Source organism: Maribacter sp. 1_MG-2023 (assembly GCF_030547005.1).
GTDB lineage: Bacteria > Bacteroidota > Bacteroidia > Flavobacteriales > Flavobacteriaceae > Maribacter.
Genome location: NZ_JAUOPN010000001.1, coordinates 128649 through 155353 on the forward strand (window position 1 = coordinate 128649; position 26705 = coordinate 155353).

General features: G+C 34.2%; 26 protein-coding genes and 1 other RNA gene. 10 read left to right on the forward strand and 17 right to left on the reverse strand.

Translation table 11 applies throughout. The annotated features are described in order from the left end of the window. Positions 1 to 50 precede the first annotated feature (50 nt). The 5 genes from Q4500_RS00710 to ssrA all read right to left on the reverse strand — a co-directional run bounded on the left by Q4500_RS00710 (position 51) and on the right by ssrA (position 4218). Positions 51 to 893 (reverse strand): toprim domain-containing protein, encoded by an 843-nt coding sequence (locus Q4500_RS00710; RefSeq protein ID WP_210706539.1) that lies wholly within the window; start codon positions 891 to 893, stop codon positions 51 to 53. Between the two features lie 203 nt (positions 894 to 1096). Continuing rightward, positions 1097 to 2308, reverse strand: a complete 1212-nt coding sequence (locus Q4500_RS00715) for a primase-helicase family protein (RefSeq protein WP_303597840.1) — start codon at positions 2306 to 2308, stop codon at positions 1097 to 1099. A gap of 95 nt (positions 2309 to 2403) precedes the next feature. After that, positions 2404 to 2694: a hypothetical protein gene (locus Q4500_RS00720; protein ID WP_210706541.1), complete on the reverse strand. Its 291-nt coding sequence runs from the start codon at positions 2692 to 2694 to the stop codon at positions 2404 to 2406. A 68-nt stretch (positions 2695 to 2762) separates the two neighbouring features. Next, on the reverse strand, positions 2763 to 3401 hold the full coding sequence (locus Q4500_RS00725) for a hypothetical protein (protein ID WP_303597841.1): 639 nt from the start codon (positions 3399 to 3401) through the stop codon (positions 2763 to 2765). Positions 3402 to 3817: 416 nt separating this feature from the next. Further along, positions 3818 to 4218, reverse strand: a transfer-messenger RNA (tmRNA) gene (gene ssrA / locus Q4500_RS00730). A 176-nt stretch (positions 4219 to 4394) separates the two neighbouring features. Between ssrA and Q4500_RS00735 the strand changes: the two genes are divergently transcribed. Beyond that, positions 4395 to 5600 (forward strand): NAD(P)-dependent oxidoreductase, encoded by a 1206-nt coding sequence (locus Q4500_RS00735; protein WP_303597842.1) that lies wholly within the window; start codon positions 4395 to 4397, stop codon positions 5598 to 5600. Positions 5601 to 5614: 14 nt separating this feature from the next. Here Q4500_RS00735 and Q4500_RS00740 read toward each other — a convergent pair whose 3' ends face one another. From Q4500_RS00740 to Q4500_RS00765, 6 genes are all read right to left on the reverse strand, one after another. After that, the gene (locus tag Q4500_RS00740) at positions 5615 to 6007 is read right to left on the reverse strand and encodes a DUF2809 domain-containing protein (protein ID WP_303597843.1); all 393 of its coding nucleotides are present in this window, start codon (positions 6005 to 6007) and stop codon (positions 5615 to 5617) included. A 304-nt stretch (positions 6008 to 6311) separates the two neighbouring features. Then, entirely contained in the window at positions 6312 to 7712 is a 1401-nt protein-coding gene (locus Q4500_RS00745) for a DUF4153 domain-containing protein (RefSeq protein ID WP_303597845.1), read from the reverse strand. Between the two features lie 127 nt (positions 7713 to 7839). Next, entirely contained in the window at positions 7840 to 8292 is a 453-nt protein-coding gene (locus Q4500_RS00750; RefSeq protein WP_303597846.1) for a Coq4 family protein, read from the reverse strand. A gap of 55 nt (positions 8293 to 8347) precedes the next feature. Next, positions 8348 to 8638 (reverse strand): transcriptional regulator, encoded by a 291-nt coding sequence (locus tag Q4500_RS00755; RefSeq protein ID WP_027064736.1) that lies wholly within the window; start codon positions 8636 to 8638, stop codon positions 8348 to 8350. Between the two features lie 21 nt (positions 8639 to 8659). After that, positions 8660 to 9295: a hypothetical protein gene (locus Q4500_RS00760; protein ID WP_303597847.1), complete on the reverse strand. Its 636-nt coding sequence runs from the start codon at positions 9293 to 9295 to the stop codon at positions 8660 to 8662. A gap of 350 nt (positions 9296 to 9645) precedes the next feature. After that, positions 9646 to 10551: a phospholipase A gene (locus Q4500_RS00765; protein WP_303597848.1), complete on the reverse strand. Its 906-nt coding sequence runs from the start codon at positions 10549 to 10551 to the stop codon at positions 9646 to 9648. 88 nt (positions 10552 to 10639) lie between these two features. Here Q4500_RS00765 and Q4500_RS00770 point away from each other — a divergent pair, with 88 nt between their 5' ends. Then, on the forward strand, positions 10640 to 11014 hold the full coding sequence (locus tag Q4500_RS00770; protein WP_303597849.1) for a DUF1801 domain-containing protein: 375 nt from the start codon (positions 10640 to 10642) through the stop codon (positions 11012 to 11014). 67 nt (positions 11015 to 11081) lie between these two features. Here the strand turns inward: Q4500_RS00770 and Q4500_RS00775 are convergent, their stop codons facing one another. Together Q4500_RS00775 and kdsA are read right to left on the reverse strand one after the other, a co-directional pair. Beyond that, complete coding sequence (locus tag Q4500_RS00775; protein WP_303597850.1) at positions 11082 to 11852, reverse strand: hypothetical protein; 771 nt, start codon at positions 11850 to 11852, stop codon at positions 11082 to 11084. A 28-nt stretch (positions 11853 to 11880) separates the two neighbouring features. After that, entirely contained in the window at positions 11881 to 12699 is an 819-nt protein-coding gene (gene kdsA / locus Q4500_RS00780; protein ID WP_303597851.1) for a 3-deoxy-8-phosphooctulonate synthase, read from the reverse strand. Positions 12700 to 12782: 83 nt separating this feature from the next. Between kdsA and Q4500_RS00785 the strand changes: the two genes are divergently transcribed. From Q4500_RS00785 to Q4500_RS00810, 6 genes are all read left to right on the forward strand, one after another. Further along, the gene (locus Q4500_RS00785) at positions 12783 to 13349 is read left to right on the forward strand and encodes a hypothetical protein (protein ID WP_303597852.1); all 567 of its coding nucleotides are present in this window, start codon (positions 12783 to 12785) and stop codon (positions 13347 to 13349) included. Positions 13350 to 13438: 89 nt separating this feature from the next. Further along, positions 13439 to 14023: a hypothetical protein gene (locus Q4500_RS00790; protein WP_303597853.1), complete on the forward strand. Its 585-nt coding sequence runs from the start codon at positions 13439 to 13441 to the stop codon at positions 14021 to 14023. Between the two features lie 52 nt (positions 14024 to 14075). Next, positions 14076 to 14621, forward strand: coding sequence for a hypothetical protein (locus tag Q4500_RS00795; RefSeq protein ID WP_303597854.1), 546 nt, complete (start codon positions 14076 to 14078; stop codon positions 14619 to 14621). A gap of 105 nt (positions 14622 to 14726) precedes the next feature. Beyond that, positions 14727 to 16529 (forward strand): translational GTPase TypA, encoded by a 1803-nt coding sequence (gene typA, locus Q4500_RS00800; protein WP_299320866.1) that lies wholly within the window; start codon positions 14727 to 14729, stop codon positions 16527 to 16529. Between the two features lie 294 nt (positions 16530 to 16823). Next, positions 16824 to 17612: an SDR family oxidoreductase gene (locus Q4500_RS00805; protein WP_303597856.1), complete on the forward strand. Its 789-nt coding sequence runs from the start codon at positions 16824 to 16826 to the stop codon at positions 17610 to 17612. Positions 17613 to 17646: 34 nt separating this feature from the next. Beyond that, on the forward strand, positions 17647 to 18546 hold the full coding sequence (locus Q4500_RS00810) for a DUF6503 family protein (protein WP_303597857.1): 900 nt from the start codon (positions 17647 to 17649) through the stop codon (positions 18544 to 18546). Positions 18547 to 18644: 98 nt separating this feature from the next. Here the strand turns inward: Q4500_RS00810 and Q4500_RS00815 are convergent, their stop codons facing one another. The 4 genes from Q4500_RS00815 to Q4500_RS00830 all read right to left on the reverse strand — a co-directional run bounded on the left by Q4500_RS00815 (position 18645) and on the right by Q4500_RS00830 (position 23251). Then, positions 18645 to 20195: a hypothetical protein gene (locus tag Q4500_RS00815; RefSeq protein ID WP_303597858.1), complete on the reverse strand. Its 1551-nt coding sequence runs from the start codon at positions 20193 to 20195 to the stop codon at positions 18645 to 18647. Between the two features lie 115 nt (positions 20196 to 20310). After that, positions 20311 to 21045 (reverse strand): polyphosphate--glucose phosphotransferase, encoded by a 735-nt coding sequence (ppgK, locus tag Q4500_RS00820; RefSeq protein WP_303597859.1) that lies wholly within the window; start codon positions 21043 to 21045, stop codon positions 20311 to 20313. Positions 21046 to 21184: 139 nt separating this feature from the next. Then, complete coding sequence (locus Q4500_RS00825; protein ID WP_303597860.1) at positions 21185 to 21490, reverse strand: hypothetical protein; 306 nt, start codon at positions 21488 to 21490, stop codon at positions 21185 to 21187. A 282-nt stretch (positions 21491 to 21772) separates the two neighbouring features. Further along, positions 21773 to 23251 (reverse strand): helix-turn-helix domain-containing protein, encoded by a 1479-nt coding sequence (locus Q4500_RS00830; protein WP_303597861.1) that lies wholly within the window; start codon positions 23249 to 23251, stop codon positions 21773 to 21775. Between the two features lie 127 nt (positions 23252 to 23378). Between Q4500_RS00830 and aceB the strand changes: the two genes are divergently transcribed. Together aceB and Q4500_RS00840 are read left to right on the forward strand one after the other, a co-directional pair. After that, on the forward strand, positions 23379 to 24977 hold the full coding sequence (gene aceB / locus Q4500_RS00835) for a malate synthase A (RefSeq protein ID WP_303597862.1): 1599 nt from the start codon (positions 23379 to 23381) through the stop codon (positions 24975 to 24977). 74 nt (positions 24978 to 25051) lie between these two features. Next, positions 25052 to 26683, forward strand: a complete 1632-nt coding sequence (locus tag Q4500_RS00840; RefSeq protein ID WP_299796766.1) for an isocitrate lyase — start codon at positions 25052 to 25054, stop codon at positions 26681 to 26683. Positions 26684 to 26705 lie beyond the last annotated feature (22 nt).

Here is a 26705-nt window from a genome sequence, read left to right on the forward strand (position 1 = left end):
AAATCAAGATTGTGGGCCCAGCACACACATCTTGAATTCTTACTCAAACTCTATATTTCATTTTTGTTAACCCACCATTCATTTACATCATTGTAACCTATGTATAATTTTGAACAGTCTTGAAAATTCATTTGCTCATTGATGTATTTATCTGTGATATTACGACCTGTGTCATCATGGTCTAAATAGAGGTGAATTTTATCATATTCAATTTTATAATTCATTAACTTTTCATGAAAAGAACAAGAATTTAGAATCATTAAATCTGCCTTTTTTATTAAAGAATTATCAAATTCTAATAGGGATAACATATCAAACATTCCTTCAGTTACTATAAGTGTAGTAGAGTTGTTTTTAATCAGCGAAATGTCTTTTGGGGAAGATCCAGATTTAAAATATTTGTTTCTCAATTCCCAACCCTTAGATATATTTTTCAATCCTATTGAAAAATATTTTTTGTCATACATATGAAAGTGCACCTCTTTACAAATTGAACGTGCTGTTGAAATTGAAATTTGTCTAGTTTTCAAATAGTCGATTAATCCAAAATGTTGAATTGTTTTTACGCGGTCTATCTTTATGGAAGAGTTTACTTCTGTAGATTCAAAAACTTGCTGATGAAAAGAAAAATTAGTTTTGTTTTCGTTTAAATAATCAAGTGCATTTTTTACCGAGCCTAACATTTTTGCTAATAGGTCTATTAAATTACCCCCTAAACCTATTCCAAAATCATAGAATACATTTTTTTGTTTATTGACCTTAAAAGATGGGTCAGATTCGGTTCTAAATGGAGATAGAAACCAGGCTTCTTTTTCCGTTTCTCGTATGGGGTTATGACCTAGATTTCTAAGTGTAATAATTATGTCTATTTTTTTTGCTTCTATACAATTCATTTCTTGTGGTGTTAAATTGGTGATATTTTTGATGAAACGATGATAATCTCTGCTAACTCAATGATATTAGGGGTTTCCCTGTCATCGTTTTGTCATCGTTTCATCAAACTTGATTTATTTTTATACTCATCTGTCATCGTTTTTATTTTTGATGACAAAATGATGACTAAGTGATGACACTCTAATCATCCATTCTCATTGGGCTATTCGTATTCTGTCATCAAATCATCAAAATTTTCAAGTAAAAAATCCTTTTTTACGGTATAGTACCTTCCTTTAGTAGTATTTAATAAAATTTCACCATCTGAAAGAAAGCAGAACTTTTCATAAGATTTACTGTTTTCTTGATTCTTTAATTTCCACTCTTTCTTTAGTATTTTTCTAATATGTGTTTGGTCTGTATTAACTCTTGATTTACTTAAGGCTGGTAGGATATCACCTGAACATAAGTTGACTTCTTCTAAATCAAATTTCTCCATTACCATAAGACAAATACTGGCAATTTCCTTCTCTACTCGATTACGGTTATTTTGTACTAATTTGTTTAATGCAGCCGTTTTTATTTGAGCCGGAGTAAACCACATTCTGGTAGTATTATTTGTACTTAGTTTTCTGTTTTCTAAAAAGTAGAGAAAAGCTGGAATCTCTTTTTTTAATTTGACCAGCATGTCTATCTCTTCGGTTTTTATAATAGGAACTTTAAGTACCCAAAATCGAGTTTCGTTATTGTCGATTTTTATGAAGCTATCTTCGTTATTGCTACATAAAATGAACTTTCCAAAAAACTCTATTTCACGTTTATCCTTTCCCTTCGCTTCGACTTTATTGATGTTGGTTGTGCTTAGGTATTTAATTCTTTCTGTTAATTCCTCTTTGTTGAATAGCACTTCATCAATCATTATTAGAAGCATATTAGCCCAATCGGCATTGAACTGGCTTCCAAAGCTATCATTGGTTAAATAGGTGGCATTATTCTCGAATATCATTTTTAACCATTTAAGAAAAGAGCTTTTTCCAGTACTTCTTTGAGTAGAAACCAAACAAAGGATTGGAAGTGTCTGTGTAGGTTTTAAAAATAAGAGAGCTAAGTAATCAAGCCCCAATTCGTAATGGTTCCCGAAAATATGTTTCACAAACTTTTTTGATAGTTCGCAATCTCCTGGAATTGGATTGTTGCTTAGTGGATTATAGGTATTGTAAAAAGTTAAATATTGTTTTTTAAAATCTGTATGACTAGGAATACAAGTAAAGCCGTCATATTTTTCAATTTTTGCAAAGTAGTCTTTACCATGATCTTGTCTTATTGTTTCGGCGTTCCAATAAATGAGTATTTCATTGTAATGACCTGCTATAGTGGGCGCTTTTACTGTCTTAAAATAGGATGTGCCTACCCTAATATATGGTGTCTCGTTCATATATAATGGTTTAGAAACCGTATATTTGTCTTATACGATTTAAGGTGAAGTATTAAATTGTTTAAAAACTAAAAAGCATAAAATGTTAGAGCATTTTATGCTTTTCTTTTATATCGGAACTCTTTCAATGTTTGATCTTCATTGAAAATTTGATAATGTTGAATCAACTTTTTCTTTGGACCAAAGTCTTCAACCTTTATCCAGCCATATTTGATGTAATTATCTATAGACTGTACAGAGCTTCTGCATAAATCAGCAGCTTCTTGTCTTGTGTAGTATTTTAAGGAGTAATCTTCTTTAGGTGCGTTCTTTATTTCAAGAACTAATTCTGTAAGTTTTGTTAACTTATTGTGAATGCTTAAAAAGGGGTCCGTGTACGTGCTCATGTATATAGAATGTTATTATTAGATATTTCAAAAATCTAATTTTAGCACTGAAACATTCTCTACATTTTCTACATTTTCGGACTATTTTTGTAGTGTACTAGTAATTCCTTATAAAATTCAGAGTTTCTAAAATGTTCTACTCCGGTATCATTAATATACTTCTGTTTAAATTTAGGATAATTGAAACGCTTTAACCTTTCATTATTATTGAAAATAATTTGATTGAATGGTTTATAGAATATTTGCGGCGTAGTATCAATGAAGTCCCTATTTGTACAAACTTCATAAAGGAAAAAGGAAAGGATTGCAAAACAAATATTTTCTTGACTAAGATTTTTATTCTGATTTGGTCCAATATTAATATTTAAATTTTCAAATTGATTAATATCTTTATTGAAGTGTTTGAAGTTTTTTAACTGTTCGAGAAATTTTTCAAGCAATTCAAGATTCTGTATTTTTAACAAACCTTTCCTATAGGAATTTCTTGTTTTAGACGTTTCCTTTCTAAAATTAGCTGAAGTTATTTTATTTTTCTTTTGAGATATTGTGTTAGCTTCGGAAAATTCAGAATTTATATTTAAGTGTTGTTGTTTTTTGGTTGTTTTTTCCGTTTTTGGATGGATAATTTTATGACCGAAATTTGAATTTCCAATTTTACAAATATTCAACCAAAGTAAAACCATAGAGGTAAGTATTATAACAATCATTAAAATACTTAAAATGTTATGGCTTTCGATGTTAAAGCTAAATATTGACCTATAAATATATAAGGGACTTAACAAGAATATAAATGCAAACAATAACTTGATACCGTTATTACGTATTAAACTTATAATTTCAATATAATCTACAGAATGAAATTTATATGGGTTTTTAATAAATGGTTCAACTATGAATTTTGAAAGTCTAACGGAAAATATATAGGAATGTGTAATTGTTAGAAATAAGAGTAAATAGATTAAAACGGATAGATAGTTCATTATTTTAATATTAATTAGTGCTAATAAACCAAAATTACTAAATTAACATCGTTGTAAGAAACACAACATATCAAAACAGATTGTCAACGATTCTGTCAGCGCAAAATAAAAAACCCTGTAAACAAAGGGTTTACAGGGTCTATTAGTGGAGCCGGAGGGATTCGAACCCTCGTCCAAACAAGCAATTAAAATGCTTTCTACATGTTTAGAATCTGATTAATTTTCGATGCGTACCTGACCAGAAGCCGCCCAATACACACTTATCTTCTTAAGATTTTGGTGGTGTCGCCAAAGCGAGCGGACACCCTTATGTTGACTTTTCTGGTGCTCCTATAAGAATCGCCATCAACAAGGGCTATTCAGGAACATCTCGCTTCCCTACCTGGTAGGGACGAGGCTAAATCCTACTATAATTCGGATTAAGCGGCAAGAGCGTAATTATTTTCGCCAATTAAAAGTGTGAAAAATGAGATTAACGAGCTGTTTCTCAGCGCTCGACATGCTTACATTCCAACTGGTCTCGCTGTCAAAACCGGTCGGCCCCAATATGTAAAAGAACTTCCTAGTCTAAATAATAGCTGCATCAATTCAATCGACTTCAACTATTAAATAGCGGGCAGCAAAGCTAACAAAACTTTACGATCCCATATAATTTTTATTTTGACCTAAGCCAAGTGTTTCTAATTGCATAATTTAGTGCAATATTTATACCAAACCCATATGAAGTTCGGAATCATCAAAGAACGTAAGAATCCGCCAGATAAGCGTGTTGTTCTATCTCCAAAAGCATGTCAAAAAGTCCTAAATACATTTCCTAAGGCTGAAATTATTGTAGAATCTTCGCCTATTAGAGCGTATGCCGATGATGCCTATAAAGCTTTGGGCGTATCCGTAGCCGATGAAATGAATGATTGCGAAGTACTATTAGGTGTTAAAGAGGTGCCGATTGATGCGCTAATTCCGAATAAAAAGTACTTTTTCTTTTCACATACCATTAAAAAGCAACCTTATAATAGAGATTTGCTTCAAGCTATATTAGCGAAGAATATTGAAATGTACGACCATGAGGTTATTACCAATAAGCAAGAACAACGTGTTGTTGCCTTTGGTAGATATGCCGGTATTGTGGGTGCCTATAACGGATTTCGAGCATACGGACTCAAATTTGGTTTGTTTCAATTACCAAAAGCCAACGATTTAGAAGATCAAGAGGCTTTAATAAATGAACTAAAGAAATTAAGATTACCTGCAATCAAAGTACTGCTTACCGGTAGAGGTAGGGTAGGGAATGGCGCTAGAGAAATGCTAGACGGTATGGGAATGAGAAGGGTGAATGTTACCGAATACTTAGAAGAGACATTCAATGAGCCTGTATATTGCCAAATAGATGCTGGTGAATACAACAAACGAAAAGACGGAGTTCGTGGTAATAAAGCCGACTTTTTTGCGAACCCAGAAGAATATAAATCTAACTTTTTCAGATTTGCCAAGGTGACTGATTTCTATATTGCCGGTCATTTTTATGGTCAAGGCGCTCCTTATTTGTTTACTAAGGAAGATGCCAAACATGAAGATTTTAAAATTCAAGTTGTTGCTGATATAAGTTGTGATATTGACGGTCCGGTTGCTTCTACTGTTAAACCATCAACTATTGCAGACCCAATTTACGGGTATCACCCTGGTTCTGAGTCTGAAATAGATTTTAAGAATGCTGACGCAATTGCAGTTATGGCGGTAGATAATTTACCGTGTGAATTACCTAGAGACGCAAGTGAAGGTTTCGGTGAGGCTTTTATTAAAAATGTGATTCCTGCATTTTTTAACAACGATAAAGATGGCGTTCTTGAAAGAGCTAGAATGACCCAAAATGGAAAGCTTACTGAACGTTATGCATATCTACAAGATTATGTTGATGGTAAAGAATAAATACAGGTCTCACTTTAATTTATAGGTTGTTTTAGTAAAAATCGTTTTTTGATTTCTAAACTTGTTACGGTTAGTATACCTAGGGTGTATGCCAATAAATCTTGAATGCTGAAATAGTTTCCGAAGATTAAATTTGCCCATTTAGAATGCTCCAGCCCAAAGTAGCTTAACATATTGGTGAGTTGTAAAAATTCGATGGCATAAGCAATTAGTATGGTGACAATACCGATGGTAATATCATTTGCCTTCCAAAAAGATTTAAAAAAGAAAAACATGAGAATGACTACCAGGTAATCTCCGAATGTGTGTCGAATAAAGCCGGATTTTAAAAATATGGCAATTAAGATTTCAATTCCTAGTAGTGCAAGAAAATATATAAAATAGATACGGTTGAATTTGAATTTCATGTTTTGAAATTTTAGGCGTTTGTTAAATAGATATAAAGCATACTTATTGGGTAATTTATAATCAGTAAGATAAGCGCCATGGTATGCTCTGGTATATCTTTCGAATACCTTAAAACATTTACCAAAATTATAATCAACGCTATACAAGTAACGATGATATAGCTGAGATATAGTATAATACCAACAATGATAGTAAACTCAGTTTTTGGTATTAAGGCAATACACAGTAGTAAAGTTGAGAGTAGAAAATACAATGAAACTACCCTCAAAATTCTACGGTTCCATTTATGTTTAAATAAAACCATCATTTTGTATCGTTTTTAACGAGTTGGGCAAACGTATATTCTTGCCATGTTTTTTCTGATTGTAAAGTGACGTATTCTTCATGTTTTTCTCGAATACTAATGTTCAATTCATAATTGACTTCTTTCTTTTTAGCATAGTTGTATAGCTGAATGCTATTGGTATCCCCTAAATCGATGAGGTAATGAATATCAGGATTTTCAAGCGTACTTAAATTGAAATACGTAATAGTTTTATCCCATGGCACTGCAGCGCTTAGTACTAAGAAAGTAAACACTGTGGCGATATTGGTGCGTACTAAATAAACAAAGCTTTTTACTTCCGCTACTTTAATATAGGCTGTAATTAATCCGGTAAGGGTAAGTAGTAAGTATACGAATACACCAATACGTTTGTAGGTAAGACCCAAGGCTTCAACATACGTGAAGTTCTTGTAAGATGTAAAGACAATTAGTATAATATTTAGAGAGATCCAAACATATGTAAGCGTTTTTATTTGCGTATTCTCTTTATAAAAATTGAGGTTTCCTCTAAAGAAATAAAGAATTAAGATAATTGCTAGCACTATCGAAAACATAAGTGCATACACACCTTGATGTACAGATGCCGAATATTCTGCATTAGAAATGTCGCCTTTTTGGAACAGGTAAATTCCGTCGGTTACTAAAAAGAATACCAGTAAAAAATTAAGGGCGATAAATATAAATGAGCCTAAGGTATGCTCACTTTCAAGTTGCTTTTTTTGTCCTATTATTTCTATTTCGGTCGGAGTCTCCAATTCGTTTTTCTGAGACGCATCAACTGTTATTAATTCTTGTGCATCTAATGGGCGTAAAATGTTTAGAAATATAACATACCCCAGAAATGTAAAGAATACCCACGGGATGCTTATAAAATCAAAATTGATTTGATTTACAAGGTTCCCAAAAACAGGATTTGCATTTTTGTACAGCATCGCAAATAAAATGAGTAGAACACCAGCGAAGAAGCCGCCTTTTAAACGGTTTATTAGCTTTGGTGAAGTCACTTTCTTTACATCTTTTTCTTCTGCCGAATTTTGTCTTTGAATGAAATTAGCAATAGCTGCAACCAATAAATTTGTAAAGCCAAGCAACCAAGAGAGGTATAAAGATGTTTTGTTTGAAATGGACTTGCCAACAAATACCATTAATGCCATGAAATGAACAAATATGCTAAACCCCGTTGGGTTAATGAATACTAAGATTGAAGTAATAATATAGGTAAGTGCATAGCCCCAAGACATGGTTCTAGTTTCTTTTAAGGTAGAAACAAGTACCACTACTAAAATGGATATAAGAAATAAATTTAGACCAAAGCTTTTGCTGTAGAATAATAAACTGAAGGCTAATGCAGATAACAGTGATTTTATATGAACGTTCATAATATGATGTATTTAAAAGGTTATTAATGATTTGATTTTTGCGATTATTAATAAGAGATAGTAACCAAGAATCAGGTGTACTGTCTTACGGGTTTTTGAGTTTTTAGATAGTTTTAATATCATGGTTTTAAGAAATTAAAAATGTGGACTTTATCCGTTGGATGGGTTGGTTTAGCAGCTTTTGAAAATCTAATTGATGAAAGGGTAGTGCAGATTTTCCACAGTTATATTTAGATAAAAATTGCCTCCAATACTCCGGATACAGCATAGAGCCAATACATATGACCGTGAATAAATAAAGACTTCTTTTTCCATTTCCCATTAAATAAAACTGCATGCTTATTTCTTCAGGAACGGTAATTCCGGTTCCGGTGAGTACATGAAATACATCATGACTCTCTAGTTTTTCTTGTAACTGAAAGCTGTTGGCAACAAGAAATTTGCCCATATGATAGCCTAAAGAGTCGCTTGGATATTTTTTTAACTCTTCAGCATTAAATTGCCAAGCTTCATTTTTTTTGAAGTATTGATAGGGTACCACACTCCAATTATATAATTTTTCTAATATGGCTGCTCTCATTATTTGTTATTTTAAAAGTACTTTGAAATTCAAAGTAAAATGATAAAAAAATATACTACTTACCTATTAGTTTTTCTAAAGCATTAATATGCTTCTTAAACTGTGCTTTACCAAGTGGGGTTGCAGAGTAGCGAGTATTTGGTTTACGACCAATAAATTGCTTTTCCACTTTTATATATTCTTCCTTTTCAAGTGCTTTGGTGTGACTGGCTAAATTGCCATCGGTAGCACCTAAAAGCTCTTTTAGCATTTTAAAGTCAGCATAATCGTTCACCATTAGAATAGACATAATACCCAGTCTTATTCGGTGGTCAAAAGCTTTGTTTATGTTGTCAATTAAACTCATATATTAATAGCTAGGCTAATCTTAATTTCTATCGTATTTATAATACATTAATGCACCATAAAGAATGTGGCAAACGCCAAACCCTAGAGCCCAAAAATACAATCCATATCCTATAAATTGAGTACTAACTAATCCTATTCCTATAAAAACCAAACCCATATATCTAACATCGCCCATGGTGTACTTGCTTGCGTTAACACAAGCCAGACCATAAAATATAAGCGTTGCAGGAGCAACAAGACCAGCAATACCTTGTTGCATAAGTACCAAGCAAAAAAGTCCGCCTACTACTAACGGAATAGCAAAATTGAATACTAACCGCTTGCTAGTGCTGTCCCAAATTTTCTCTCCACTTTTTTTAGACTTTTTCAAGGTCATAATAAAACCGGTAATAACTGCTGCCACCAAAACTGCAATAGCAATTAACGTTAGGTCGCTAACCGTATCTGAACCCCAAAGTGATGAAGACCTACCAGAGTAGTTTTCATAATTGGCAGCTGAGGTATCTTTTAGCTTAATATAAGCAAAGCCAGCTCCGATCAAAGCATATATACCTGCAAGTACACCTGAGAGTCCGCTTAAGGAAATAAACCGTGAAGAACGATTCATTATATTCTTGATTTCGGTAATATCGTTTAGATACTTATTTGTCTCCATATTAAAGTACTTTGAAATACAAAGTTAAATTAAATATCTGAAACTTCAATAAATCTGAGGTAAAAAAAGTTAAAGAAGATGATTTAATGGTAGCTTAAAAAGAGAGGTTTTACCAAATTATATAGTTTGTAAAATTTGCGTGAATGTACTGTTTTAAAATGCTTCCCTTCTTTTTGACAGTGCTATTTTAATCAAAGTTCTATGGAGAATACTTATTTGCATAAACAACTACAAAAAGACTAATGCAACCAGAAATATGCGTTGATTTTCTATCAGAAATTTATATCTGAATGCATAAAAATGGACTTTAAGTCAAATAATAGAGTAGGTGTATAGTCTTTTAAAAGCGTTTAGTTAATTAAAGAAACTCCAATACCTAAAGTGGTCTGTCTATGGTTATAGTCTATTAGAGTTTCGCCGTAACCATCAAAGAACTGTACATGACCATTGAAATTTTCAAAAATAGGGAAAGACCAGTTGAGCTGTAAACTACCACGTCTTTTGTCTCCTAGGTTTAAAGAGTGTCGGGCAATAGCTCTAAAGCGCTGTCTGCCCCAGTCATAGGTAATATCGGCTTCGCCACGGCCTATATAATCAGATATATTTTCGTTGTCATCAATCTTACTTCCAATCCTAATCCAAGGTTTAAGCATTACCTGCCAGTTCCCTCGTTCTAATGCAGCATGAAAAGCAATACGGTTCCAGCTTCTAGAAATGGGGTCTGACTGTCCGTTAGATTCATGTATGACTGCAGCTCCAATCATTTTAGCGTCGAAACCGAGTATTTTAAATTGAATAGGGATGTTGGCAATAATTTCAGGCTGATAATTCAATTCGCGAAATGGTCTTGAACGCTCTGTATTATAAATTTGCCAATAGGCGGTCTGCGAATAGCCCATCCATAAATCCATTCTACCATCGAACATGCCATGAAAAATTTTGGTTTTTAGGCTGATCTGAAATTTTGACTCTACAGCATTTAAGCTGGTCGGCTCATCTAAAACTTTATCTGAATTTTCTGCTTGTGGAAATTCATTTGGGTTGGTAGAATATTTTGCAGCAGTTATGTATATAGGTTTATAAGAAGTAAGGATAAACGTGCCACGTTGGTGCTCATCATCTAGCTCCCATAATTCACTTAAACTTTTACTATTGTTGAAATACCAATTGTGATCATGGTCTTCTTGAGCAACACCGATATAATATGTACCTGTTATAAAAGCAATTATTAAAACTATAGTTGTGTTTTTAAGCATCGATGAATTTTAAGAGTATCAAAATTATATTTTTGAATGCGTATTAGTAAATGAATTCGTATTTTAAATTAATACAATCGATTTAATTATGAAACCAGCAGAGGATTATATTTTCAATCAGCCCGAACCGTACAGAGGTATATTAATGCATTTGCAAATGATGATTGAAACGACTTTGCCTGAGGTTGAACTGAAATTCAAATGGAATATTCCTTGCTTTTATATTGGTAAATCGCCCATTTGTTATTTGAATGCCTCGCACAAAAAGCAGTTTGTTGATATTGCTTTTTGGAACTCTGCCCACCTTACAAAACATTTGAACGTACTAATTACTGAAAATAGAAAAGTAGTACGTTCATTGCGTTATAGTACCCTTGAAGATATCGATAACGATATTTTAGTTGATGTTTTAAATGATGCTTACTCAGTTCGTAAAAATGGGTTTTATAAACGGAAAGAATAAAATAGTAGTATAATTTTAGCTTGATAGATGTCTTGTTCAAAAACATCCGCTAAGTTTATTATTCCTTTTACAACCATTTTAATTTATTTCTGACTTGTGTTTTTATATCCAAATATTCTGCAGGGACATTGCCGAATTCTAATGTTTTTATCTTTTTTAAATTGGTAATCTCCTGAGAAGGTAAGTTTAAAGATGAATCAAATCTTTTGAGTTCTTTTAATTTTAATATGGGTTTTAATGAAGCATCCAGAACTTTAGTGTTCATTAAAGATAAATATTTAAGTTTTTTAAGCTTTTCGATTGGTTTTAAATTCTTTATTTCTTGAGTTGTCCACATACTACCTTCTATGGCAAGCCCTTCTAGTTTCAAGCATTTAGAAATCGGTTCAAATTCATTGATTTTTTTAATTTGCTCAAGTTCTAGTGTTATCAAAGAATTCATTTCTGCTAAACACGATATACTTTCAATTTGTGAAGAACTACCAAGATGAAAATGCTTTAATGATTTTATTTTTACAATTTTATCGATGTTTTTTATGCCGCTCCATTTAATCCAAATGCCCTCAATATTTGGCATTTCACAAACTGCGTCAAAAGTTTTTTGGTTTACTTTAGAGATAAACCAAATGTATTTTACTTTTGATAATTCAGGTAGGGTATCACACCATTTGTTAACTAACTTTGTTTGTTGGTAAGTGCTTAGATTTGACTGTTGTGTAATATCTAAGTTTAGTCTAACACCGCCATTATATTCTTCTAGTTTAGTTATTTTTTGAGGAGGCCATTCATTTTTTTGATTAAAATGCCAAAACCCTCTGACTATTTCTTCTTCGGTCATTATAATATTTGCTGAAAGAATAATTCGATTATAACTGATTAACAACTGCTCTCAACGCCACTAAGTCTGTCAATAGTTTTTTCATTAATCCTAAATCCAGCATGTTGGCTCCATCACTTTTTGCATTGGCACAATCAAAATGAGTTTCTATGAAGAGTCCGTCAACACCTGCGGCAACACCTGCACGTGCCATTGTGCCTATTAAAGCTGGTCTACCACCCGTAACACCAGAAGTTTGATTTGGCTGTTGTAACGAATGTGTAACATCTAAAACTACAGGTGCAAATTGTTTCATGGTGGGTACACCTCTAAAATCTACAATCATATCTTGGTAACCAAACATGGTACCACGATCGGTAATAATAGCTTGCTCGTTACCCGTTTCGGTAACTTTATTAACGGCATGCTTCATACTCTCAGGACTCATAAATTGTCCTTTCTTAATGTTTACCGTTTTTCCAGTTTGTGCAGCGGCAACAACTAAATCTGTTTGACGCGCTAAAAATGCTGGTATCTGAAGAACATCTACATATTCTGCCGCCATAACAGCATCTTGTTCTGTATGTATATCGGTAACCGTTGGTACTTTGAATGTCTCAGAAACTTTACGTAGAATCTTTAATGCCTTCTCATCTCCAATACCTGTAAATGAATCTAAACGACTACGATTTGCTTTCTTGAAACTTCCTTTAAATACATAAGGTATTTTAAGCTCATCGGTTATGGTAATAATATGCTCTGCAATGCGCATTGCCATGTCTTCACCTTCAATGGCGCATGGTCCTGAAAGTAGAAAGAAGTTATTACTGTCTGTATGTTTTATTTGGGGTATTAGGGATAGGTTCATTCGTCGAATATTTTTAATCAAAGATACTATTTTAAGAAGCTTACTGTTCTATTAAGATAAGATTGTCGAAACCCCAAATTGAAATGAAAATCAAACCGTTTCTAATTTTTCTATTGCTGGTAGTTTTTGCCGGTAATGCCCATGCCCAATTTGGTAAAAATTGTGAGCTGAGGCAGGTGAAGATTAATCTAATTAATCCGGGTCTTGAGTATGAAATGGCTTTAGGTACGAATACCACTCTAGATATTAAAGCGGGAATTCAAGTGGCTTTAGATCCTCTTTTACCAGATGTGTATAGCGAATTCGGGGTTTTTCCTGCAATAGCTGGTCAATATCGGTACTACTATAATTTTGAAAAACGTCAGCGTAAAAGAAAACAGATTTATGGCAATTCTGCTAATTATGTGGCACCTGCTGTAGCGGTATTTTTTCCGGGTTCACGAACCATTGCCAATGAAAATGTAGAAAGGGCTTTCGGTTATGCCGGTTTGGTGATTGGTATACAACGTAGTTTTGATTCTGGATTCAACTTTTCTGTAGATGTAGGTGCAGCTTATTATGAAGGACAATTTGAAGGCGGAATCTATCCGGTGGCTAATTTGAGCATCGGGTTTATCATAAGTGAAAAACGATGGTGTGTAGGTCGTTAATTACGTAAGTATTTTCTTAATATTTCATTAAATCTAGTGATTACGTTTTTAGAAACATGTAGTTTTAGTTGCAACATCAATCAAACTACATGAAAAAAATTACGGTAATTCTTCTGTTATTAACGGTCACGGCAACGCAAGCTCAGATTAGGGATTTTTCTGAAAAAGGCAAGGGACTCGTCAATCTAGAACGACATCAATTTACGATTAATCTTCTGGGACCCGGTATTCGATATGAATTAGGTCTTTTTAAAAATGTAAGCGCATCAACTAGTTTTACTCCAGCTTTTGCTCGCTACCAAGAGGGCTATGCTTTGGGCTATGCGTGGCATACCAGAATTAGGTATTACCATAACTTTCAAGAACGCTTAGATATTAATAAAAATGTAGTTGGTAACTCTGCAAATTATATTGGCCCTGCGCGTAGTATATTTTGGGAACCCGTTCAGTTTGTTGATAATATCACTGACGGAAGTAGTGATTATAACTTTGCTTTCTATGGCGGAGTATACGGTATTCAGCGTACCAATAGAAAAGGTTTTAATATAAATGCAGAAGTAGGGTATGGCTATTTTGATGGAAACGGCGTAGATAATGGGCATGGTTTTTTGCTGAATGTTAATTTTGGTTGGGTAGCGACAAAACGAAAATCTAGAAAACCTACGTTCGATTAATGTGGTCTGATATTTGATATATAATCCGAATAAATTCTAACCATAAACAATCATGAAAAAAATCACCTTTCTTTCAATTATTCTTATGTCAGTTTTTTATGCTAACGCCCAATCTGACAAACTAGTAGAAGACGGACTCTTTAAAGCTAATTTATTGGCACCAGGGGTATCATACGAACTGGGTATTGGTTCTAAAACTACGTTGAATTTAGAGGCTTTTTTAGGTTTTGCACTTAACGGAGGGTCAGATAGAGAAACTAATTTTGGACTCTATCCTGGTTTAGAAGCAGATGTTAGGCAATACATTAACTTTGATAGAAGACTTTCTAAAGGGAAAAATATATCTGGAAATACGGGTAACTACATTAGTTTTTTGAATCAATTACAATTTGGCACACCCGTTATTGGTAATCTTGAATATGCATCAGATTATTTCTATAATACTGCGTTAGTGTATGGTTTACAGCGTACTTATAAAAAAGGATTCTATTTTGGTTTGGCTTTCGGCCCTGGCATATTTGTAGATGAATTTAATACAGATGTGGGTATTTTAATCGACGCTAGACTAGGTTGGGTTATTGGTGGCAGAAAAAAGTAAGCATTGCTTTAGCGAACTATCTCAAAATCAATAAGATAAAAATAACATAAGTTTAAGTGCAACTATCATTATTTAAAGTATCTTTGCACGCTTAAATAAGACATTATGTCCACTACTACAAAAAATATTGCGATCATTGCGCACGTTGACCACGGTAAAACAACCTTGGTAGACAAAATAATGTACCACTGTAGCTTGTTTCGTGAAAACGAGAATACAGGTGATTTAATTTTGGATAATAACGATTTGGAAAGAGAACGTGGTATTACCATTACTTCTAAAAACGTTTCCGTTATATATAAGGATACTAAAATAAATATTATTGATACTCCTGGTCACGCCGATTTCGGTGGTGAAGTTGAGCGTGTATTGAATATGGCAGATGGTGTTTTGTTATTGGTAGATGCCTTTGAAGGTCCTATGCCACAAACACGTTTTGTACTTCAAAAAGCTATTGACCTTGGTTTAAAGCCTTGTTTGGTAATCAATAAAGTTGACAAAGAAAACTGTACTCCAGACGAAGTACATGAAAAAGTTTTCGATCTTATGTTCGAACTAGGTGCTGAAGAATGGCAATTAGATTTCCCTACAGTATACGGTTCTGCAAAGAACAACTGGATGAGTGAAGATTGGAAAAACGAAACAACGAATATTGAGCCATTGTTAGATATGGTTATTGAGCATATTCCTCTTTTTGAACCAAAAGAAGGAAACACTCAAATGTTGATTACTTCTTTAGATTTCTCTTCATTTACTGGTAGAATTGCTATCGGTAGATTACAAAGAGGTTCTTTGAAAGAGAATCAACAAATTTCTTTGGTAAAACGCGATGGTTCTATCGTGAAATCTAAAATTAAAGAACTATATGTATTTGAAGGTCTTGGTCGTAAGAAAGTACAAGAAGTTGAAACTGGTGATATTTGTGCATTAGTTGGTGTTGAAGGTTTTGAAATTGGTGATACAGTTGCCGATATCGAAAATCCTGAAGCATTAAAAACTATCGCAATTGATGAGCCTACAATGAGTATGTTGTTCACTATTAACGATAGCCCTTTCTTTGGTCAAGATGGTAAGTTTGTTACTTCTAGACATATTAAAGATCGTTTAGCAAAAGAATTAGAGAAAAACTTGGCGTTACGTGTAAACGAAACTGATAGTGCAGATAAATTTTTAGTATTCGGTCGTGGTGTATTACACCTTTCAGTTTTAATTGAAACTATGCGTCGCGAAGGTTATGAATTACAAATTGGGCAACCACAAGTAATTATAAAAGAGATTGACGGTGTTAAATGTGAGCCTATCGAGCATTTGACTATCGATTTACCTGAAGAAGTTTCTGGTAGAGCTGTTGAAATGGTATCTATCCGTAAAGGTGAGATGACTAGTATGGAGGCTAAAGGTGACCGTATGTTATGTGAATTTCAAATTCCATCACGTGGTATCATCGGTCTTCGTAACCAATTATTAACTGCTACTGCTGGTGAGGCTATTATGGCTCACCGTTTCTTAGAGTATCAACCAATGAAAGGTGATATTCCACAGAGACAGAATGGTTCTTTAGTTTCTATGGAAAGAGGAAAAGCAATTCCTTATTCTATCGATAAATTACAAGACCGTGGTAAGTTTTTCGTTGATCCGGGTGAAGATATTTACGAAGGTCAAGTTATCGGTGAAAACTCTCGTGGAGATGATATGACCGTTAACATTACAAAAACTAAAAAATTATCTAACGTTCGTTCTTCTGGTGCAGATGATAAAGCTAAAATTGTTCCTGCAATTAAGTTTTCTCTTGAAGAAGCATTAGAATACATTCAAAAAGATGAGTATGTTGAGGTTACGCCTAAGCATTTACGTTTACGTAAAATCTATTTGACAGAAAATGAACGTAAGAGAAATAAAATAGCATAAGTAAAAAAGCTCCTTTTTTAAGGAGTTTTTTTTTGCTTTTAAATATAGAAACCACCCAATCGGGTGGTTTTTTTAGTTTTAGTGATTTATTGAAGGTTAATGGTAAAGTGTATTTTGTGATTACCACGCTGATATAATGTTAATTAGTGTCTGTGTGTTCAGAAAAACGCAAAAAAATAGGTTAGATTTTCCTACATTCTTAATAATGCATTTATCCTGTATTTTTCTTCGTTTCTGCATAGAATTTTAGCTAATTTAAAGTGGAATTTAATCACAACTCAAACGAACACTATTATGCAACTAAAAGGAAAAAATGTACTCATTACTGGGGGTACTCGGGGTATTGGAAAATGCATGGTTCAAAACCTAATTAAAGAAGGGGTCACCAATATTGCGGTCATTGCACGCGATAAAAAGAATCTTAAAGATTTATCATTAGAATATCCTGAGGTAAGCTTTATCAGAATTGCTGGTGATATTGCCAACATTCAGGTTTTACGCGATGCTGCGGCACGTATAGAAGATAAATGGGGTCATTTAGATATATTGATAAACAATGCCGGTATAGTCGCTGCAGGTCCTTTAGAAGATATACAAGATGAAGATCTTTACGATCAGGTTGCTGTGAACCTTACCGCTGTAATGTTATTGACAAAATACTGCATTCCACTTTTAAGGTTTTCTGAAGATGCCTATATCTTAAATATTTCATCGGGATTGGGATTGATCGGAATGCCATTCTATGCAGTTTATGGTAGTACCAAAGCTGCTATTCGTCAGTTTTCAGATTCTATGCGTAGAGAATTGGCGCCTTTTAAAGTGTCGGTAACCTGTGCTTTCCCCACTGCTACAGATACTGAGATGATGCAAAAATTTAAAGGTAGAAAGATGGATGCGCCAGAGTATGTTGCAGAGCGTTCATTAGAAGGATTATTTAAAAAAGAGATTCAAGTTATTTTTGGTGGTGAAGAACGACTGAAAGAAAATACCTTAAATTTTGAAGCGCCAGCAGAGTTAGATAAGGTGGTCGCAGAGAATTACGAGGAACGTAAAATAGCCAGTTTAAATCACAAAGCCGTATAATCTTAACTGGGAAATCAACAAACAGAGAACAACTATGAAATTACTTTACAAACTATCACTATTATTAGTACTTGCAGTTATTGTATCCTGTAAAGAAACTCCTAAAAACACAACCGAAACTGCTAAAGAAGTGGTGGCTGAAACTAATGTAATTGCTTATCCAGATTCTTGGGTGTCTTCTAGAGTTGTAAAAACAAAAGAAAGATTAAACACTACCGATGCAGGAAAAGTAATTTGGAATGCAATGGAAGCTCATGGCGGACTAGATACTTGGTATGCAAACGGACCAATTACTTTTCGTTTTAATTATCAGCCTCTAGATGGTAAAACTGCTAGAGATAGTTACCAAACAGTAGATACGTGGAGCAACAGATCTGTACATACAAGTGCTACCGATAGTGCTGCTAAATTTGGTTGGACAGGTGAACAAGCTTGGATGATGGCTAAAGACAGTATAGCATTTGCTTATGACACTAAGTTCTGGGCGCTAACACCATTATGGTTTGTTGGGCATCCGTTTGTTTTAAGTGGTGAAGGGGTGAACCTAGAGCTTTTAGAACCGACTACTTTTAAAGAGAAAGATTATAATGTTGTCAAAGTAACCTTTGATGCTGAAACTGGTGATGCACCCGATGATTACTATATTCTTTATGTAAATAAGGAAACCAGTAAATTAGCGGTTATGAGATATATCGTTTCATACCCAGAGTATTTTAAAAATGGGGGTCATGCTCCAGAAAAATTTACAGAGTTTATAGGTGAGCAAACGGTAGACGGTATTATCATGCCAGGCGGATTTAAAACGTACTGGACAGTTAAAAATAATCAACCTGGCGACTATATCACTAAAATTGATTTTACAGATGTTTCTTTTGAGAAAGAATTATCTAAAGACTTTTTTGATGCTCCAGAGGGCGCAAAAGTTTTAGAATAATACCTTTTTAAATTTTAAGGTATATCTATACTATAAAAAAACGTGTATCTAAAAGTTCTTTTAGATACACGTTTTTTGTTTTAATCAATGTTTAAATTCTATTCAGTTGCGCAAGCATCATACGCTTGACTATAAGCTAAAAGACCTTCTTTAGTATTTTTGTATTCACTAGCCATAATTTTTGATTTTACCCCTTCACATTCAGTACTTAGGGCTGCTAATTTTTTATTGAATCCAAAAACAAAATCTTTGCTCATTGTTGATATACCGTCTTCAGTATTGGTATACTTCAAAACATATTCTTTGCCCATATGCTCGTATAATGATACTTTGTTTCCTTGGTAAATAGCTTTTGCGAATTTCGGAGCATTAGTTTTGTCACTTGAAACTGATGAAGTAAAAGTGGCAACTTCGTAAATATCACCTGTAGTTAAAACAATTTGTTTACTATCTATAGCAGCAACTTCTTTGGCTTTATTGTTTTCATCTAACATTTGTATTGCTACGCTCGCTTTTGTTAATTCGTCTATAGCAACGGTTGTTTGTAAAGTATCGTTAGCAGCTGTTATTAAAAACGCAACTGCTTTTTCTGATTCTTCAGCTGGGTCTTCTGCATATACAATAGCTACATCTGGTTCATTTGAAAGGTCTTCGGTAATAACTTCAAAGTGTCTTGTTGAGATTTCATTTACGGTAAAATCATTAATTAAATCTTCTGCACTATTATTAAGTCTCTTTCCGTCTTTTTTATCGTACTCATTTGCGATAAGTAAATCAGAGTATTCCTTAATTCTTTCGGGTAAATCTAAGTTCAAATAGATTTTTGCAATATTGTAATAACTCGCATAACGCACTTTTTTATGCTGCTTGTCATCTTCATTATATCTTGTTACAACGTCATTAAAATAATCGATCCATGGTTGTGCCTCTATTAATAAATTGGCAACTGGTTGGTCGTGCTGCATCTTTGAAAATATTGCCTTCAAAGCTTCAGATGCTTCTTGGTGATTGGCAAATTCTGGATGCTTCTTGGTAGCAATGATCCAAAAATGTTGTGATTGGTTTAATGTTTTTGGTACATATCCGTATTTATAATTGATTTTACTGTTCGTCTGACTAATCATACTATTGCGATGCTTAGTACGGTATTTATCTCTTATGCTATAGCGATTATTGTTGTAGTAAGAACTAGCCTTAGAATAAGTCTTGAACCCTGTACTGGAGTAGTTGTCATTCTCAGATAGTGAAAAAGAAGAGTTTTCACCAGAATCGGCATTATTAATTGATATTGTAGCTGAAGAAGAATAACTACAAATTACGTCATATGTATACGTCGTTTTGGTTACGTTTCCATCTTTGTCTTTTTCTTCGTGGGTTCTTTTTTTGATATCTACATCACCAATTTCGGTACCATGAAAAGTAAATCTAAAATCAAGGGTTCCGTTTTGTGCTACTCTAGAGAATCCTTCTAAAAAAATATTACGACTACTAGAGGTAAAGGTTCTTTTTGAGTCATCTAGAATTGGTATTATTGGCAAATCAACATAAGAGACTTGAAAGTATTCTCGATCTAAATTTGCCCTTTGACTTAATAGTTTTGTGGCAGTAAGGCAACTGATAATTACTAATAAACTTAGTATTTTTTTCATTTAGGTTATTTTGGTTGGTTATATGAAAGTATTGAGCATGAGCTATTACACTTTGTTTTAAAGTGTAATAGCTAGGTTAAAGGTACATTGATAATATGTTGTATTTGAATAAAGATTAATGAAGTGTAGCTACTGCTGCACCAATAATACCTGCGTGATTTTGAAGCGCTGCGGGTATTACTTTTGTATCAATTTTAATCTTAGATTTAAACTCATCAAAATCTTTTGAGGCTCCACCACCAAGAATAATTAAATCTGGTGATACGATCAATTCAACATACTCTAAAAAGGTATTGAATCTTTTTCCCCATTTTTTATAGGATAGTCCTTCGCGGTCTTTTGCCGATCCAGCTGCCCATTTTTCAATTTTAGAATATCCTTTATACGGAATTTGTCCTAACTCGAAATTAGGGATCAATCTACCATCTAAAAAAGCACCACTACCTAAACCAGTGCCAATGGTAATCATTACAACGAATCCTTTTTTACCTTTACCAGTGCCATAGTTCATGGTAGCATAACCTGCAGCATCTGCATCATTGATTACGGTAAAATCTAATCCGGTTTTCTTTTCTAATAACTCTTCTACATTTACACCCAACCAGCTTTTGTCAAGATTGCCGGTAGCTTTACAGACTCCGTTTTTAATAATGGTTGGAAAACCACAGCCAACTTTGCCTTTGTAATCAAAATGCTTCACAATTTGAGCAATTACATCGGTCATTGCTTCTGGTGTTCTAGGTATGGGGGTAGGTATTCTATGGCGTTCAGAGATCATTTCTCCTGTTTCCGAATTAACTAATGCTCCTTTAATTCCTGAGCCACCTACATCAATACCTAGTAAAGTCATTTTATATTTTGTTATGAATTACAAAGAAACGAAAAAGAATCGGGTCTTTGAAGGGAGAATATTTTTGTTAATACACGCATCTTTTTTGCCACGATTTACGGCATAAAAAAAGGACCTTTTTTAGGTCCTTAATATGTGTTTAGATTGGCATTAGCAATTTAACTATAGTGCTAACTTGAATTTCTTCATCATCTTCATCTAACTCAGAATCTACAGTGAAAGTGATTATAAATTGTTTACCAACAAATTTTTCGCTGGTTAAATCAAATTCATTCGCAACATCATCTGTAATGTTAGTGAACTCTGTAGTGTAACCTTCACCATCAGAAAAAGCGTATACGCCATCAATATAGCCTTCATACGTTCCGTTTATAGTGCTGGTATCTTGACCATAAGAGGTCAACGAAGAAACTGCTACGAACAATACTATTAAAAGTGATTTCATTTTTTTAATTGTTTAGTTAATTATAGATTTTTTTGTCCGTTTTTTAAGTTCTTTTTATGGACCTAAAAAGTTGATACAAATGAAATCTAATTAGTTGAATAACGATTAATTTTATCATTTTATTATGATAGTTTTTTTTAATCGTAAAGAACTGTAAGTCAGTTAGCTATTTTGATATTGGTATTAGAATATTTAGCGATTAAAGTATACTCTGGTTATTTAATGCTTACTAGTTTTGTAACTCATGGTGTTTTCTGTGAAAAAACCAAGTTGATATAGCTGCTAAGATTTAAACTTGGTCTGCAACTCTTCTACAATAGATTGCACCTTTTTGTTTTTATCGATTCTATCTAGAACAAGAGCAGTGTTTTGACGTTCCTTGCAGTTCTTAATAGCGCAACGCTCGCAGGTAACCCCTACTTTCTGAGACTTAAATTTTGGATCATCTAAAAATTTAATTTTGCGTGCAAGCTGTTTGTTCATCAGCAGACCAATACTGATACTTCTGTACTGATCATCCTTGAACGGATCTTTTGTTGCAGAAGAGAACACAATGTAGCTATTGTCTTCGCCTTCATATTCAGAAACTTGACAATCAAATTCATGATCTTTTTGGCTCATCTTAATATCATTCAATACTTTTAGCGATACCCAGCGTCGGCAATAGTGTTCGTTAGTTTCATTAGCTCTTGGCGAATGTTGATGAGATAGGTGTAGCTCTTTTTTTAGATGATATTTTTTACTGCCTAACCTGTGTGTAAACCTTAAGAAAAAGAGGTTTTGAATATTGAAGGAATTAGGTAGAATGTTGGTAAGGCGCTGATATACTGATTCAGGCGAGGCATTAAAGCCATTAATAAGGGATAGGAATTTCTTAGCATCAAAAGTCTCTTTTGAAAATACCTCTTCTATTTTTGGTACAAGTAGGGTTTTAGGAATTACTAGTGCGCCGGCAAAATATGAGGCATAGAAATTATTAAGGACCTGGTCAAAATTTTCAAATTTTATCCATGGAAAAGAATATAGTCTATCTGCGTATGCAAGAAAGTTATAAGCAATTTCCTTGGCGTAAATAAAAGCGCGCTGAGCTTCGTTAATGTCCGCAGATAGCAATAAGGTTTTAGTTTCCGGAACAAAAAGAGATCTCAAGTTTTCTAGAGCTTCGTATTTTTCTATTTCTCCGTTGTTAATAATGTATCCATATTCTTCTATTAAAATCTCCTCTAAATCTTTTGAAGATAGCGTTTTGGATAAATCGATATGATAAGCTTTTGCAAATTTTAAAACTTGTTGCTCTATATCATCAAAGTAGTTATGGTTGGCTTCTTGGTAAGAGCGTAAAGAGGCAAGGTAAAAGCTTTCCCTACTAAAGCTATAATGCTGTGCTATTTCTATTATGGTACTTATAAAGGCATTGACCTTTGCGGGTGCTGTAGCAACAATATCTATTAAGTCACTCTCTTTAATACCGAACAGCTCTAACGGAATCTCTTTTAGAATTTTTGAACGTAGCAAATCTCCAATAGGAGCCAAGTTCTTATCAAGCTTTAAAGAGACCATTTGGTCGTATGGCACATCTAGTTTTTCTGACAGTAAAATGATTTTATCTGGCTTCGGATATTTTTTTCCTTTCTCAATCTCATTTAGATAAGATTTTGAAAGTCCGCAAATTTTAGATAATCCAAATAAAGACAGACTCTTATCTGTCCGTATTTGCTTGAGTTTTAAGCCGAAAATGAGTTTTATATATTCTTGTTCCATATTGAGAATTTAAAGATACTATATTTTGCGGACATCATAAAAAAAGTGAATTTTATATATTTAGCGAACGTTCGCTTGTTTTGTAAAGTATTTTATTCTATCATTGTGTCAACAAAAACTTTTAATAATGGAAAACACGATTTTAAAACATCCGAAAATTCAGTTCGCTAATCAGGTAGATCATTACTATCCTGAGATTTTAACAGACAGTGCTTTAGAGTTTCTTACAGCACTACATGAGAAATTTAACACCAAAAGATTAGAGCTACTTAAAAACCGTGAAGTCCAGCAAGAAGTCTTTGATAGTGGTCAGTTTCCTCATTTTCCTAAAGAGACCAAAACGATACGGGAAGGAGTTTGGACCGCAGGAAATATACCTGAAGATTTACAGGATAGAAGGGTAGAAATTACCGGACCTGTAAATCGTAAAATGATTATAAATGCATTGAACTCTGGTGCTAAAACATTTATGGCGGATTTAGAGGATAGCAATTCTCCTAGTTGGAAAAATAGTATTGAAGGGCAACAAAATTTAATGGACGCTAATACAAAGACTATTAGTTTAACAGATACAAAGAGGGGAAAATCATACCAATTAAAGGAGGAAACGGCAGTGCTTTTGGTAAGGCCAAGAGGCTTGCACTTAAATGAAAGACATTTATTGATAAATGAAGAAGAGGCTTCGGGTAGTTTGGTAGATTTTGGACTATATGTTTTCCATAATACAAAAACTATGATGGAGAACGGTACGGCACCTTATTTCTATCTGCCCAAATTGGAACATTATACGGAAGCACGTTGGTGGAACGAAGTTTTTGAATTTGCACAAGACTATTTGCAGGTACCTATTGGTACGTTTAAAGCGACGGTATTGGTTGAAACAATTACAGCGAGTTTTCAATTAGACGAAATCATTTTTGAACTAAAAAATCATATCGTTGGGCTAAACTGTGGTCGTTGGGATTATATTTTCTCATACATCAAAAAGTTTAGAAACCACCCTGGGTTCGTCGTACCTAACAGGGATCAGGTAACCATGACGACTCCGTTTATGGATGCCTATGCAAAACTTGTGGTTCAAAAATGCCATAAGCGAGGTATACTTGCTATTGGTGGTATGGCAGCGCAAATACCGATTAAGAACGATGACAAAGCAAATGCCGAAGCGTTGGAAAAAGTTAGGAAAGACAAAGAACGCGAAGTACAAAATGGCCATGATGGTACATGGGTGGCACACCCTGCCTTGGTTGAGGTAGCTATGAACGAATTTAACAAGCACATGCCAACACCTAATCAAATGCACGTATTGTGTGAAGATGTACAGGTAACAGAAGAAGATTTGGTAGAAATCCCAAGAGGTACAATTACCGAGGCCGGAATTAGGAAAAATATCAATGTGGGTATTTTATATACAGAGGCTTGGTTGCGAGGGCATGGAGCAGTAGCACTTTACAACTTAATGGAAGATGCCGCTACGGCAGAAATTTCTAGGACCCAGGTATGGCAGTGGTTGAAGAATGAAGTTATCCTTGCAGATGGGCGCCAATTGAATAAAGGTCTGTATATGGAAATATTCGATGATGAAGTAGAAAAACTAATTACCGAAGTTGGTGAAGATAATATGAAGAACACCAAATTTGAATTGGCGATACAACTGTTCGATCAGTTGGTGGTTACAGATAAATTTGAGGAGTTCTTAACATTACCTGCCTATAAATTCATTTAAATAAAACGATCCTGCCATTGCGGCAACAATGAACAGGATCTCATTATCAATATTAAATAACGTATTTCAAAATTATGAAAAATTTAGAACAAAGCAAGTACAGTTCGGCATTAGAGACTGTAAGAAACCTAAAGCAAAAATACGGGGCATCTTGGAACGATATCAACCCAGAAAATGCTGCTAGAATGGTCGCTCAAAATCGTTTTAAAACCGGATTGGATATTGCTAAATACACAGCGGGCATTATGAGAAAAGATATGGCGGAGTATGATGCAGACCCGTCTAACTATACACAATCTTTAGGTTGTTGGCATGGTTTTGTTGCGCAGCAAAAAATGATTGCTGTTAAAAAGCACCATAAAACTACCAGTAAAAAATACTTATACCTTTCTGGATGGATGGTGGCAGCGCTACGTTCAGAATTCGGACCGTTACCAGATCAATCTATGCATGAAAAAACTGCGGTATCAAGTTTAATTGCAGAAATCTATGATTTTTTACGCCAGGCGGATGCTATTGAATTGAACGATCTGTTCAGAAGATTGGAAAATGGAGAAGATGTTCAAGATGAAATCGATAATTATGAAACTCATATCGTACCGATCATTGCTGATATAGATGCTGGTTTTGGTAATGAGGAGGCTACTTATTTATTGGCCAAGAAAATGATCCAAGCGGGTGCTTGTGCCATACAGATAGAAAATCAGGTATCAGATGCAAAGCAATGCGGGCACCAAGATGGTAAGGTAACCGTACCTCATGAAGATTTCATTGCCAAACTAAATGCAGTACGATATGCGTTTATTGAATTGGGAATTGACGATGGGGTAATTGTAGCAAGAACAGATTCTGAAGGTGCGGGACTTACACAGAAGTTGCCAGTAAGTCAAGAACCTGGTGATTTGGCATCACAGTACTTGGCTTTTGTGGAGGCAGAGGAAATTGTGATTTCAGAGGCGCGAGAAGATGATGTACTTTTAAAAAGAGACGGTAAATTGGTACGTCCAATTCGTTTGCCAAACGGATTATATAAATTTAGAAGCGGCACTAATATAGATAGAGTAGTGCTAGATTGTATTACCAGTTTGCAAAATGGGGCGGATTTACTGTGGATTGAAACACCAACACCTAATGTAAAGCAAATTGCACATATGGTAAATAGAATAAGAGCCGTGGTGCCTAATGCAAAATTGGTGTATAACAATTCACCATCGTTTAACTGGACATTGAACTTTCGTGGGCAGGCGTATGATGAAATGCTTGCAGAAGGGGAGAATATGACGGAGTACGATAGAAATAATTTAATGTCAGAAGATTATGATGATACTGAATTATCTTTCCGTGCAGATATGAAAATAAGAAGCTTTCAGGTAGATGGAGCTAGGGATGCTGGTATTTTTCATCACTTAATTACCTTACCAACATATCATACCACAGCATTACATATGAGCGATCTTACCAAGGGTTATTTTGGAGAAGAAAGTATGCTAGCGTATGTAAAAGGTGTACAAAGACAAGAAATTCGTAAAGGTGTTTCTTGTGTAAAACACCAGAGAATGGCAGGTTCTGATCTAGGTGATGATCATAAATCTTTCTTTGCAGGAGATAAGGCTTTAAAAGCAGGTGGCGAGAAGAATACGTCTAACCAATTTGATGCCGGATCCAAAAGCAAAAAGGTTGAAAAAGAAGTAGGAGTGTTATCCTAAAAACAAACTGTTCGCTTACTTT